This window comes from Leptolyngbya sp. 'hensonii' (assembly GCF_001939115.1).
GTDB lineage: Bacteria > Cyanobacteriota > Cyanobacteriia.
This window is the reverse complement of sequence record NZ_MQTZ01000001.1, coordinates 1-12666: the sequence shown is the minus strand read 5'-3', so window position 1 is coordinate 12666 and position 12666 is coordinate 1. Positions and strand designations below refer to the sequence as shown.

13 protein-coding genes and 1 CRISPR repeat array are annotated in these 12666 nt (G+C 50.1%); of the genes, 11 read left to right on the top strand and 2 right to left on the bottom strand.

The genetic code is table 11. The annotated features are described in order from the left end of the window. The first annotated feature begins 12 nt into the window (after positions 1-12). On the top strand, positions 13-330 hold the full coding sequence (locus tag BST81_RS00065) for a DUF433 domain-containing protein (protein ID WP_075596502.1): 318 nt from the start codon (positions 13-15) through the stop codon (positions 328-330). Positions 331-447: 117 nt separating this feature from the next. Here the strand turns inward: BST81_RS00065 and BST81_RS00060 are convergent, their stop codons facing one another. After that, a complete protein-coding gene (locus BST81_RS00060; RefSeq protein ID WP_075596501.1) occupies positions 448-657 on the bottom strand; it encodes a hypothetical protein in 210 nt (69 codons plus the stop codon). Beyond that, entirely contained in the window at positions 641-916 is a 276-nt protein-coding gene (locus BST81_RS00055) for a BrnT family toxin (RefSeq protein WP_075596500.1), read from the bottom strand. Before BST81_RS00055 ends, BST81_RS00060 begins: the two co-directional genes overlap by 17 nt. Positions 917-950: 34 nt before the next feature. Here BST81_RS00055 and cmx8 point away from each other — a divergent pair, with 34 nt between their 5' ends. From cmx8 to cas2, 10 genes are all read left to right on the top strand, one after another. Further along, on the top strand, positions 951-2621 hold the full coding sequence (cmx8, locus tag BST81_RS00050; protein WP_075596499.1) for a type I-MYXAN CRISPR-associated protein Cmx8: 1671 nt from the start codon (positions 951-953) through the stop codon (positions 2619-2621). Between the two features lie 29 nt (positions 2622-2650). Further along, complete coding sequence (locus BST81_RS00045; RefSeq protein WP_171974618.1) at positions 2651-3529, top strand: type I-B CRISPR-associated protein Cas7/Cst2/DevR; 879 nt, start codon at positions 2651-2653, stop codon at positions 3527-3529. Positions 3530-3540: 11 nt separating this feature from the next. After that, on the top strand, positions 3541-4251 hold the full coding sequence (gene cas5 / locus BST81_RS00040) for a type I-MYXAN CRISPR-associated protein Cas5/Cmx5/DevS (RefSeq protein ID WP_075596497.1): 711 nt from the start codon (positions 3541-3543) through the stop codon (positions 4249-4251). 314 nt (positions 4252-4565) lie between these two features. Next, on the top strand, positions 4566-4808 hold the full coding sequence (locus BST81_RS00035) for a hypothetical protein (RefSeq protein WP_075596496.1): 243 nt from the start codon (positions 4566-4568) through the stop codon (positions 4806-4808). A 275-nt stretch (positions 4809-5083) separates the two neighbouring features. Then, entirely contained in the window at positions 5084-5371 is a 288-nt protein-coding gene (locus BST81_RS00030; RefSeq protein ID WP_075596495.1) for a PIN domain-containing protein, read from the top strand. A gap of 230 nt (positions 5372-5601) precedes the next feature. Then, positions 5602-5841 carry a type II toxin-antitoxin system RelE/ParE family toxin gene (locus BST81_RS28350; RefSeq protein WP_216351155.1) on the top strand — a complete coding sequence of 80 codons (240 nt, stop codon included), beginning with the start codon at positions 5602-5604 and terminating at the stop codon, positions 5839-5841. Positions 5842-6068: 227 nt separating this feature from the next. Then, a complete protein-coding gene (locus BST81_RS00020) occupies positions 6069-6659 on the top strand; it encodes a Uma2 family endonuclease (protein ID WP_075596493.1) in 591 nt (196 codons plus the stop codon). Between the two features lie 356 nt (positions 6660-7015). Beyond that, the gene (locus BST81_RS00015) at positions 7016-7390 is read left to right on the top strand and encodes a hypothetical protein (protein WP_075596492.1); all 375 of its coding nucleotides are present in this window, start codon (positions 7016-7018) and stop codon (positions 7388-7390) included. 122 nt (positions 7391-7512) lie between these two features. Further along, positions 7513-9177: a type I-MYXAN CRISPR-associated endonuclease Cas1 gene (gene cas1, locus BST81_RS00010; RefSeq protein WP_075596491.1), complete on the top strand. Its 1665-nt coding sequence runs from the start codon at positions 7513-7515 to the stop codon at positions 9175-9177. Positions 9178-9261: 84 nt separating this feature from the next. Further along, the gene (gene cas2 / locus BST81_RS00005) at positions 9262-9555 is read left to right on the top strand and encodes a CRISPR-associated endonuclease Cas2 (protein ID WP_075596490.1); all 294 of its coding nucleotides are present in this window, start codon (positions 9262-9264) and stop codon (positions 9553-9555) included. A 259-nt stretch (positions 9556-9814) separates the two neighbouring features. After that, positions 9815-12629: direct repeats of the CRISPR family, unit length 36 nt; unit sequence CCGCGTAAACCTTTGATGCCGCAAGGCGTTGAGCAC. Positions 12630-12666 lie beyond the last annotated feature (37 nt).

The following is a 12666-nucleotide window of genomic DNA, read 5'->3' as shown; positions in this document are numbered from 1 at the left end:
GAGCTTACATAGATGACTGCTTACGAACTAACTTATCCCCATATTCAAAAACAAAGTGGTGAACCTGCTCGATTAACTAGCCATCCACGCATTCGAGTTGCCCAGATTGTGATGGACTACCTGTCCTATGGCTGGTCTGTGGAAGAGATGTGTCGTCAGCATTCGTACCTTACGCCTGCTGAAACTCATGCTGCGATGGGTTACTACTTCGATCATCAGGCGGAGATCGATCAGGAGATCCGAGCAGAGTGGCAGCAGGTTCAGAGTGACCAGGCTGCAGCAAAGCGATCTCCCTTTTACTTGCGTATGAAAGCACAAGGGGTTTTTTAGATGCCTATTGCACTATACATGGATGTTCACATCCCCATGACATTACTGATCACTTCCGTCGTCGTGGGGTTGATGTGTTGACTATTTTTGAGGTGGAACTTGGCTAGTCAATCATTATCAAGCTTTAACAGATTTGGCAATTTTAGCCAGCAATCGCAATGCCTCGTTTACTGCTGCCGAATCCGGGAATATAGCTGCAACATCTGGGTCAAGAACAACTATATTTTTGGATTTTTGATATGCCTCATAATACTTACCACGAACACCTTCTGAAAAATCGTATTCAGGGCACATGTCATCATTCTTTAATTCATTCTCCGAATTCATAGTTTTTTCTTTCCCTTCGAGTTGCTAAACGTGCACTGATTAAACGGACTTCCTCTGCTCTATCTGTATGAGATACCACTAGCAATCGTCGTAGAATCGAAAGCCCGATCGTTAAGAATCTCATCTCACCAATGGAGTGATCTGGATCTTCAATTGTGACTGCTAGCGGATCGCCAAACACAGTAACAGCCTCTTCAAAAGAAATATTGTGCTTCTGAAGATTCGTTTTTGCCTTTTGTGAATCCCATTGAAATTGCATAAACCAATTGTAAGCCTTTTAAAGGAGGTAGGACTTGGCTAAGACAAAAGCACAACTAACTGTCGAGGTTTTGACACTGAACTATCAGCTTGCTGAGTTACCTTCCTCCCAGCATCGGGCAGGGCTGGCAGGACTGGTGCTGGTTGTCCGCTGGCTGGAACGGCAACCGACTTTTCAGGATAAGGTCAAGAATGGGGCTATCTGTTGCCTGACTCGACTGGATGATCGAGGTGCAACGCTAGAACTCAACCCGGCTGGCGTAGAAATCCTGTTTGATGAGATCTATGCTGCCACTGTAGAAGAACAGGAACGGGCTCAACCTCTGAAGAATAAGCAGAAAGAGATTATCCAACCTCGACGGGAAGAAGAGCGGCAGGAAACGGATGCGAAGGGAAAGCAGAAAACGAAAAAGGTCTATATCTATCCAGTCGTGGTTCCCAGAGGATCGTTTCTGGTTGATTCGAGCTATGACCGTAGCTCGGATGGAAAAAATGGGCATTGGATAAAACTGTGGCGAGATATGGTGTGGAGCATTCTGCGGGGTGTTCCTGCAACTCGTAAGCCCTTTGAGGCCAGATCAGATAGAGCATACTGTGAAGATGCCGCAAATGTTTGGAAGCAGTTGGTTCAGCCTGCTGAATTTACCGTCGATTTGCCTAGCACCTATTTCTTGGGAGCGCAGGCAAACAATGCTGAAAATGTACCATTTAAAGACCGGGCACGATTTCAGTTTTTGTTGCATTTCTGGCTGTTTGCCACACAGATCTATGTGCCTGCTGTAGTTGATAACGAAGGTAAACGTAACTTTGTAGGCTATGCATTGGCGATTCCAGATGTTGCGTATTTGCAATGGTTTTGCGAGGAAATCGTAGGCATTTTAGGCGATCGTTCCCCTGAGCTGTCTGGCTATCGTCCTCGTGACTGTATTGTGGATCTTGCGATGGAAAGTGCTCTGGATTTAATGAAGCGGCTACACGATCGCCTGACTCAAACAACTGGGGAACAATCAATCAGTTCAACAGTGTTTGGAATTGATGTTATCCACACTGAGAAGCAGGGCAATAATGTGCGTGTTTTAAGTGTGACGAGACTTAATCCAGAAGAGGAAATGTTAGATGAGTATGCTCAAATTCGAGGCCATTATTGGAGTCCGTTGTTCCGTAGACAATGCTTATTAAACCTGATCAACCAGCAACCCTGGCATAACGGATTCGACGCTTTACTATGCACCTTGCCCTATGAACAAAGTATTGAGAATGATTACTTTCGGCGGGATGTGCGAGAGAAGCTAAAAGTTTTAATCGAAGAGGCAAAACAAATGGATGAGACTGCAACATTGAATGGTTCAACTACGATTGAACCACTGGTTTTTCGATTGGTCAGTAACTATGTCAATCGCAAACTGAAAGCCAAGTATGACTTGGAGTGGAAGCCAGAATGGAAAGGGCTAAAGAATGATGAATTAAATCAACGCCCTGACTACAAGAAGTATGCCGAGATGAAAGCTAAGGTTGCTAAGTCTGCATTTCTAGATATTCGTAGCCGTACAGAGCAAATGGATTTTGTTAATTACTTTGTCTCTAGCCTATGTTCTGTTCCCCAGCACATGAAATCTGATGATTATGTGGACCTGACCAAAGCTTTATACCAGGAGACAGATAAGATCCGAACTCTGACGTTACTCGCTCTGTCTGCCAATAGCTAATTCACACCAACTCAAGAGATAATCACATCATGAACAAGAACTTATTTGCAACTGTTCTCACTTATCCTGCTCCCAGTTCTAACTATCGTGGTGAAAGCGAAGAAAACCGTACTGTGCTCCAGAAGATTGCCAAGGGTAAACAGGAATATACGGTCATTAGTCCTGAGTCCATGCGAAACGCCCTGCGAGAAATGCTGATTAAAGCAGGGATGCCCTGCAATCGCACTCGCTTACATAATGAAGATCAGCTTGCAGTGGAGTTCAAGGAATTCCCCAATGCTGAAAAGTATGCTGATGACTTTTTGTTTGGCTTCATGGTCGCTGATAATGATGCAATCAAGAAGAACAAGGGCTTGCCGTCAAAGAGAGATAGCATTCTGCGAATGAATTTAGCAGTCGCCCTCACGCCTTATCGTTTTGATGCCACTTTCCATCAGTCACCGTTGAATGCAGGCGCAAGTCCCTGGAAAAATTCATCGACTTCAGCGCTGTTGCATCGAGAAGTAGCGCATACAGCCTATCAGTATCCTTTTGCCCTAGCCTATTCTGATTGCAAAGCAAAACCAGATTGGACGAAAGCGCTGCTCAATGCGATCGCTCAACTCTCAGATGTGGCAGGCGGGCATGCGCGTAGTTATTACGAAATGGCTCCCAGGAGCATTGTGCTTCGCCTTACACCGAACTTAGTTGCGGGCTATGACACCTATGGGTTTGATGAACAGGGTGGTTTTTCGGAACTGGAGCGGATTAAAGCCAGTGATTTACCGGGGGGAGAGTTTTGGATTGGCGGTGAGATTGTTCGGAACATAAAACCTGAGCAGCAAGACTATCTTGAAAACGAAGGGGTTCATCTCTATGAAAATCCTCAGAAATTACTGGCTGATGTTGCAGATGCATTTTTGAGCTAGGAGTACCATTAATGGATTATCTTTGGTTACGAATTCGTGCCCCCTTTGCAGCTTTTCGTGGATTTCAGGCTGGGGTTTATCGGGCAACAGCTCCAGTCATGCCTCCTTCTAGCGCACTGGGTTTGGTCTTGAACCTGGCAGGTATTGAGATGAGAGAGGGGCTTGATCGTCCTACAACTTTGATTCGAGTGAATATTCCCTGTTTGCAATTAGCAATTGGTGTTATTCCAGGTCTTGAAAGTAAGGTCTGTACTCTTTATCAACAGCTTCATAGTTACCCTGTAGGGGCTTCCGGTAAAGAACTTGCGGCTCGAACTCATGGGGCAAAGTATTGGATTGTTCCTGTCCGCCGAGAATTCTTGGTGGGCTTGGATATGGTGTTAGGTGTGCAAGCAGATCTGCAGTTAATTCAACAAATCAAACAGGGACTTCGGGGAGAACTTACGATTCCCCGCTATGGCTTACCCTTTGCAGGGGATAATAACTTCCTGTTCGATCGCATCGATATTGTAGATAGACCACCTGCAACACTCTGGTATGTGCAGATGCAACCGGATGATCCACCAATGAAAGGGTCATATCGGCTGACTGTGGGCATTGATCGGGCTGATAACAGTAAGACAACCAGTTTTCTCTATGCTCCGATTGAGGAGGCTACGATCGAACCTCCTTCGACAGCCTGGACATGGACTCCCAGAGAGCCTGAGTCAGTAGCAGCATAGGTTGGAGCGAAGCTCAGTATCCCCTCGATTCTATAGGGTGCATTGAGCGTAGTCAAAACCCATACACTCACGCGCCCACAACACCGTTCCGAACCTTGAAAACTGAATACAGAACATCCCCCGTAGCCCGATCGCCAACCTCCGATGCCGTCAGGCGTTTTTCCTCAATTACAATAGACCTATCCCATCTGCTCTCGCGTTATGGCTAGCACCGTCCCCCAGCGACTCACCTTTGAAGCTTAACTAGCCTACGACGACGGTACGGAACAGTTTAGATACGTCCTTCATCTCTACAATTGAAAGTGGAAAACATCATGCAATCAGCCATTCGTATTACGACTAAAGTTCTCCCAGATGGCAAACTTGAACTTCAATTACCAATTGAATCAGCGGGTGAAGAAGTTGAAGTATTTGTTGTTCTGCGAACAAAACCTATTGTTCCAACCATCTCAGCAATAGATGTTATTAATAATTCTCAAGATCGTCAGCCACTCTTCAAAACATCAGAAGAAGTTGACCAATATCTCCATGCGGAACGAGAATCATGGGAACGCTAAATCGAGAGCATCCCAGTTTTGCAAGGTTGCCCACCCAAGGGGAAGCCGCTGCGCGTCTACATCCCCCAGCCCCTTCTCCCAAAGAGGGAGAAGGGGAGCCAGATTCAAAGTCCCTCTCCCGTTCTGGGAGAGGGATTTAGGGAGAGGGCTACAAAAGTGGGATGCACTCCGCTAAATTTTCCTCAGTCAAGTCTCGTGTATGTAGACACCCAAATTATTATCTACAGTGTTGAGAAATTTCCAAATTACTTTATTACTTTTCAATTTTAGAACCCATGTGGCTTAAGTTGAAAGCAGGTGAAATTGATCTGATTTGTAGTGAGTTGGTCCTACTGGAAAGCTTGGTGATGCCACTTAAGCAAGCTAATACAGCTTTAGCTCAAACCTATGAGCAACTACTTTTGGGTACTGATATTCAACTTATCCCTATTTCACAGAAAATTCTCAGAGATGCTGCAACTCTGAGAGCAGCAACTAACCTGAAAACACCTGATGCTATCCATAGCACAACAGCTATTAATACGAACTGTACACTTTTCCTTACAAACGATCGTGCATTCTGAAATATTCCCAATTTACCCGTGGTTATTCTGGATGATGTTATGGCTGTTCCATAGTCAGGCTTGTCTGGATGCCACAGAGAGCATCCCAGTTTTGCAAGGTTGCCCACCCAAGGGGAAGCCGCTGCGCGTCTACATCCCCTAGCCCCTTCTCCCAAAAAGGGCGAAGGGGAGCCGAATCATTTCAAAGTCCCTCTCCCAATTTGGGAGAGGGATTTAGGGTGAGGGCAAAGGTGACATGTACCCGCAAGATCAAAGATGCAGAACTGCTACAGAGGATTCAAGTCATCATCGAAGAGGTCGAGAATCTAGATAGTTTGGCAGATTTGAGCAACGTCAAAAAATTAAAGGCACAAGGAGACTACTACCGGATTAGAGTGGGTGATTACCGAGTTGGACTAACTGTAAATGAAAGCACCGTGAGTTTTGTTCGAGTGTTACACCAGAAAGAAATCTATCGTTATTTCCCTTAAAGGATGGTTTTAAAGCCAGTTTCCCAGTCGCAGCTACAAGCAGAAAACCTGCCGACGTAGGTGATGGAAAACCTTGTCGTTGTTCTGGATGATCTGATTGCTGCTCCATAGTTAGGCTTGCCTGGATGCCGCAAATTTCATCACAGTTAATCATATCGATCGCCAATAAACCACCCCTACCCCCTCGCTATAATTCAGACAACCCTGCACGTTCAGGAGCAATCACGATGGTTCAGGCACCCGATAAACTCTTGACCCTGGAAGAATTTCTGGCTCTACCTGCAAGTGATCAGCGCTATGAGCTAGTCAATGGTCGGGCCGTTCCCAAGTTCCAGGAACTTGCCATGTCTCCCAAATATTTTCACAGTTCTCTCACTGGCGTTCTTTTTGTTTTGCTGAGTCAATGGAGCGAAAACCGGGGACGATCGCAGATTGAATGGGCGGTGTCCCTGGTCCGACAAGATCAATCCTGGGTGCCGATTCCAGATCTGACCTACATCTCCTACGATCGTCTCCCGGCAACCTGGGCTGAAGATGCCCCCTGCCCGGTGCCGCCGGAATTGGCGATTGAAATAATCTCTCCCGGTCAATCCTTCGGAGTCATGGTAGAGAAAGCCACCGATTATCTGGCATCTGGGGTACTGAGAGTGTGGGTTGTGGATACTCAAGCTCAAAGTATTACGGTTTTCTATCCCGATCGCCCGCCTTTGACCTGTACCGGAGCAACACCTCTGATCGATCCGCTCCTGGAGGGATTGCACCTGACTGCCCAGCAACTGTTCCAGAAAGCTGGACTGATCAACCCAGCGCAGGCTTAATCTGTTGCTGCGACAACCCATCCTGCACCCGCTCCCCTGTCAATGTCAGCCCTGACAATCCCAAAGGGATTGCGGTTGTTACGGAATGGTAGCCCATGCATTGAGATTGTATCGCCTGCGATCGTGAATGCATCGGCTGCAATGAACAATGTTAGCCTCACCATTGGCATGGTGACTTCGGATCTTACTGAATGCTACGTCATCCATCGGGAATGGATCCGTATGCATTGGCAATGTTGTCCATCAACTTTTAATTCTCAGGGAGATCACAGACATACGTAAATCGTCAATATCACTGTATAAAATTTTACTTGAACTTGACATAGTAAGGAGGTTCCTTTACCGTTTCTTCTTTTATGCCAATTCAAAATACCAATCGCCGTCTGACTCCCAGCGTCATCAACCAGGATATTGAGGCTCTCAATGGTCTGGGTACGATCGTGACCTACAGTACAACTCGGACTGAGGCAACATCGGAAGCACTCCAGGCGGCTTACCAAAATATGATTGCCCAACGACAAACTGAAACAGAACGGCAGGCAATGTACAGAGCCGCCTCTGACCTGGCCCGGTTAGCTGAGTGGGAATTCCATAATGCGGTGCTAGCGATGAAAGAAGTGGTCAAAGGGCAATATGGGTCGGATAGTAATGAAGCCCAGTCCATTGGGCTGAAGAAGAAATCCGATCGCAGACGCCCCACCCGTTCCCGCAACCTGCCCGCTGCCAGTTAGGGCAAAGACGCCCCCAAACGGGGAGTGAGTCGCCCCATCGCACCCAGGCAGACTTTGGGTGCGATGGCAGACCCCACCACTGATGCCGTCAGGCGCTCCCAATCTTGAACCTTAAGGAGTAAATGATGGTTATCACGAACGATTCGATCGCGCAACAAGCTACCCTGCGGGTATCTGCCCTCCATGCCTTTGCTTACTGTCCTCGGCTGTTTTACCTGGAAGAAGTCGAAGAACTCTATACCCAGGATGCTGCCGTCTTCGCCGGACGCAGGCTGCACGTTGAACTGGAGAAACAGGAAGACGAAGCCTGGGAGGAACTCTTCCTCGAAAGCGAAGAACTGGGCCTGCGGGGACGGGTGGATGCCCTCCGTACCCGTGATGGCAACACTATTCCCTATGAACATAAACGAGGTCGTTCCCATCGAGACGAGCATAACCAGCCTCAGGCATGGGAGAGCGATCGGCTCCAGATTTTGGCCTATGCCTGCCTGATCGAAACTGTACTTCAGGTGCCAGTAGCGGAGGGACGAATTCGCTACCATGCGGACAATGTGCTGGTGCATGTGCCTTTGAATGAGGCGGGCAGACAGACCGTGCAAACTGCGATCGCCCAGGCCCGATCGCTGCGGGCTTCCCTTTATCGGCCTCCTGTCACTGAGAACGAACGGCTCTGCGCCCGTTGTTCCCTGTCCTCCGTCTGTTTGCCGGAAGAGGCGCGTCTGGCCCACGATCGGGAATGGCAGCCCGTGCGCCTGTTTCCCCAGGATGACGATCGGCAGATCATCCATGTGCTGGAGCCAGGGTCATCTGTGGGCCGCACCGGGGACCAACTGAAGATTACTCGACGCAATCAACCGATCGAAAAGATTCCCATTCGTCAGATCGGGCAGGTAGTGCTGCACAGTTTCTCCCAGATTTCCACCCAGGCGTTGCATTTTTGTTCAGAACAGGGCATCGGCGTTCACTTCATCTCTGGTGGAGGCCGCTACCTGGGGAGTTTTGACAACCGCCACGGGAGTATCCAGCGACGGATTCGTCAGTACGGAGCCCTGAGCCAACCAGAAACCTGCCTGGAACTGGCCCGCCAACTGGTCATCTGCCGGGGGCAGGGCCAGCGCAAGTTTCTGATGCGGGGGCAGCGAGGGAAAGACCCAGTACCAGAAGCCTTGCAGCAAGCCATCCACCAGATGAAAGCCACCCTGAAGCAGGTGAACAAAGCCCCCGCTCTGGAAACGCTGCTGGGTCTGGAAGGAAATCTGGCTGCGCTTTATTTCGGAGCCTTGCCCCATCTGATCGGCGATCAGGTGGATCCGCTGCTGCAGTTCGATGGTCGCAACCGCCGTCCTCCCCGCGATCGGTTCAATGCGCTCCTGAGTTTTGGTTATGCCCTGCTGTTGAAAGATGTCATGAACAGCATTCTGACCGTTGGCCTGGAACCAGCCCTGGGATTCTACCATCAGCCCCGAACCCAGGCTCCGCCCCTGGCCCTGGATTTGATGGAGATCTTTCGGGTGCCCCTGGTGGATATGACAGCGATGGCCTCGATCAATCGGGGGCAATGGGAGGTGCAGGCAGATTTTGAAGTGCGCGGGGTGCAGGTCTGGCTCAGTGATACGGGGCGACGCAAGTTTGTGGATCTGTATGAGCGGCGCAAGGCAGAGAGTTGGAAACATCCGGTGACGGGTTATTCCCTCACCTACCGGCGGTTGTTGGAGTTGGAGGTGCGGTTGTTAGAGAAGGAGTGGTCGGGAGAGGGGGGCCTGTTTGGGCAATTGGTGATCCGTTAGGTCTGCTGTCCGGTGAGTCTTGGGGTTCACCGGATGTGAATTGCGATCGCAGGTTTATCCCTGATATCAGGCAGGATTATACACATGGCTGAGGCAAAACACTGGTACATCATTGCGTATGATATTCGCTGCCCCAAGCGTTGGCGAAGAGCCTACAAGCTACTGCAAGGCTATGGGGAGAGTCTGCAGTACTCGATTTTTCGCTGTTGGCTCAGTCAGCGCGATCGGGAGAAATTGCGCTGGGAACTGGAGAAAATTCTGACAGAGGACGATCGATTACTCTTGACTGGCTTATGTAACCGCTGCGTGGAGCGGATGCAACACTGTAATCGGCCAGAATCCTGGCCAACGGATGAGGAAGGGCATCGGATCTTGTGAGGCAAGCATGGCTGCTTGTAATAGATAAGGATGCCGATAAAATCTCAGAAACCCTTGCTAATCGTAGGATTTAGCGTTTTCATCTCCCCTTGAGATCCCTGCATCAGTTGGAATCGATATCGGAGCCTGGATTCCAGGCTAGATAGACTCAGTCTTCATGGAGGTTTGGCTGAAAGTGTGTGAAAATAACCTCACGGTTGATGTGGTGCTTGCAGAGTTGTCTGCCAGCCTAGTGCTGGTGGGAAATCTAGCGATCGCTCCGCGTAAACCTTTGATGCCGCAAGGCGTTGAGCACTAGAGGACTTTGGTGGTTGCCAGGAGCAAGGACCCCGCGTAAACCTTTGATGCCGCAAGGCGTTGAGCACTTCCGTCAGGCTCAGTTACGTTCACTGGCAATACCCGCGTAAACCTTTGATGCCGCAAGGCGTTGAGCACGGGCATTAGGCGTTGACTTGGGGGTAGATTTCGACCGCGTAAACCTTTGATGCCGCAAGGCGTTGAGCACATTTATGCGGACCCGGATACGGCCCAACATGCTGCCGCGTAAACCTTTGATGCCGCAAGGCGTTGAGCACTCATACATGGTAGCACAATCATGTCATACATGATATCCGCGTAAACCTTTGATGCCGCAAGGCGTTGAGCACTTCCTCTAATCCGCCACGCATGGCGGCTACTTTCCCGCGTAAACCTTTGATGCCGCAAGGCGTTGAGCACGGTTGAGACAACGGGTGGGAAGGCAGAACTGACCTCCGCGTAAACCTTTGATGCCGCAAGGCGTTGAGCACGGAGTAGTCAGCTTTGAGGAATTCCAGTTCAATTCCGCGTAAACCTTTGATGCCGCAAGGCGTTGAGCACGGTGGTTGGCTGCCAGAGTATCGATTCAGTCGGACCGCGTAAACCTTTGATGCCGCAAGGCGTTGAGCACCTCGTTCAACTGCCTTTAATTGGGATTCAGACTGCCGCGTAAACCTTTGATGCCGCAAGGCGTTGAGCACACAAGCCCTAGTACCACCACAATTCAGGCCATCTTGCCGCGTAAACCTTTGATGCCGCAAGGCGTTGAGCACCCGATCGCTGGGCGGTTGAGTTATATCCACCCGAACCGCGTAAACCTTTGATGCCGCAAGGCGTTGAGCACCGTCGCAAATTGCCACCCCACAAAGCTGTCAGGTTCCGCGTAAACCTTTGATGCCGCAAGGCGTTGAGCACTCTATACATTTTGCGTCTCAGCAATTTTTTTTGTCCGCGTAAACCTTTGATGCCGCAAGGCGTTGAGCACGGCCATGATGGGCGGTTAATGCGTCCTGTGCCTGCCGCGTAAACCTTTGATGCCGCAAGGCGTTGAGCACTCTTGATCTTCGTTGCCTGCAACACCGCTGACACGACCGCGTAAACCTTTGATGCCGCAAGGCGTTGAGCACAGGAGGAAGAATGACTATTTCACTCTGGCTCATAACCGCGTAAACCTTTGATGCCGCAAGGCGTTGAGCACTAGGTGTTCAGGAGTTGAGGATAAACATCCTTCCACCCCGCGTAAACCTTTGATGCCGCAAGGCGTTGAGCACAATGGCGTCATCTCCTCACGCACGGTCGCCAAGGCCGCGTAAACCTTTGATGCCGCAAGGCGTTGAGCACTAGGTGAATCACACCTGTTGCTGAGGGGGTTCTGACTCCGCGTAAACCTTTGATGCCGCAAGGCGTTGAGCACGCTGAAGGAGACTTGACGCTAACGCTGGGAACAATTTCCGCGTAAACCTTTGATGCCGCAAGGCGTTGAGCACTTGGCCTCATGCTCATCTGTCTGTGGCGGTCGCTCCCGCGTAAACCTTTGATGCCGCAAGGCGTTGAGCACCTTAAACTCAAGGCGGACTGTTTCGGGATTGCCCCAAGCCGCGTAAACCTTTGATGCCGCAAGGCGTTGAGCACGAGAAAGCTGCTGAGTGGGCTAAGGTCAGCAAGTCCCGCGTAAACCTTTGATGCCGCAAGGCGTTGAGCACAACCGCTGCTGTTTGACAATCTTCCTGCTTCTGCCACCCGCGTAAACCTTTGATGCCGCAAGGCGTTGAGCACTCATTGGCGACCAATCTTAGGGTCGCATTACTGTCAGCCGCGTAAACCTTTGATGCCGCAAGGCGTTGAGCACTGAATTGCGACTGAAAGCCTTAGATAATTGAGGTGACCGCGTAAACCTTTGATGCCGCAAGGCGTTGAGCACCTTAACCGTCGATACGATGACGGGGTGGAGTCGACCGCGTAAACCTTTGATGCCGCAAGGCGTTGAGCACGGCACTGACCACGTATCCCAGGAAGAGAGTTAATGCCGCGTAAACCTTTGATGCCGCAAGGCGTTGAGCACTTGTACCACTGGCCAAAAAATTCATCCAGGCGGGCCGCGTAAACCTTTGATGCCGCAAGGCGTTGAGCACAATGGCTTGAAGATTATGGTGCCCACGATACCTTTCCGCGTAAACCTTTGATGCCGCAAGGCGTTGAGCACCAATCAAGCGGTGCGAAGAGTGGGCAAGCGTTTACCCGCGTAAACCTTTGATGCCGCAAGGCGTTGAGCACATACCTGGCCTAGCCCTCACCTGAGGGCTTTTTCGCCGCGTAAACCTTTGATGCCGCAAGGCGTTGAGCACAAATCGTGAGTCAGGCGACTGTTCAGTGCGTTCTCCACCGCGTAAACCTTTGATGCCGCAAGGCGTTGAGCACTAGAACTCGCCTGTCATGGTGTTAGTGATTTTATAAACCGCGTAAACCTTTGATGCCGCAAGGCGTTGAGCACATCTTCCTGCTTTATACAACGCCATCCTTTGTAGCCCGCGTAAACCTTTGATGCCGCAAGGCGTTGAGCACAAAAACAAAAAACTCGCAGACGCCATGGCCGATGCCCGCGTAAACCTTTGATGCCGCAAGGCGTTGAGCACAACCTCAGATTTTTGGGGAGAAACCACCATGGTAGTCCCGCGTAAACCTTTGATGCCGCAAGGCGTTGAGCACAAAACTGAAGGGGCACAAAAAGGAAAACCCAAGCCCCGCGTAAACCTTTGATGCCGCAAGGCGTTGAGCACACCACTGACAATGGCAGCTCTCTGGCCCAGGCCGAGC

Bases quoted from the DNA above. Each gene is read 5' to 3' on its own strand.
- BST81_RS00065 (WP_075596502.1), top strand. From the start codon at position 13: ATGACTGCTTACGAACTAACTTATCCCCATATTCAAAAACAAAGTGGT.
- BST81_RS00060 (WP_075596501.1), bottom strand. From the start codon at position 657: ATGAATTCGGAGAATGAATTAAAGAATGATGACATGTGCCCTGAATAC.
- BST81_RS00055 (WP_075596500.1), bottom strand. From the start codon at position 916: ATGCAATTTCAATGGGATTCACAAAAGGCAAAAACGAATCTTCAGAAG.
- BST81_RS00045 (WP_171974618.1), top strand. From the start codon at position 2,651: ATGAACAAGAACTTATTTGCAACTGTTCTCACTTATCCTGCTCCCAGT.
- cas5 (WP_075596497.1), top strand. From the start codon at position 3,541: ATGGATTATCTTTGGTTACGAATTCGTGCCCCCTTTGCAGCTTTTCGT.
- BST81_RS00035 (WP_075596496.1), top strand. From the start codon at position 4,566: ATGCAATCAGCCATTCGTATTACGACTAAAGTTCTCCCAGATGGCAAA.
- BST81_RS00030 (WP_075596495.1), top strand. From the start codon at position 5,084: ATGTGGCTTAAGTTGAAAGCAGGTGAAATTGATCTGATTTGTAGTGAG.
- BST81_RS00020 (WP_075596493.1), top strand. From the start codon at position 6,069: ATGGTTCAGGCACCCGATAAACTCTTGACCCTGGAAGAATTTCTGGCT.
- BST81_RS00015 (WP_075596492.1), top strand. From the start codon at position 7,016: ATGCCAATTCAAAATACCAATCGCCGTCTGACTCCCAGCGTCATCAAC.
- cas1 (WP_075596491.1), top strand. From the start codon at position 7,513: ATGATGGTTATCACGAACGATTCGATCGCGCAACAAGCTACCCTGCGG.
- cas2 (WP_075596490.1), top strand. From the start codon at position 9,262: ATGGCTGAGGCAAAACACTGGTACATCATTGCGTATGATATTCGCTGC.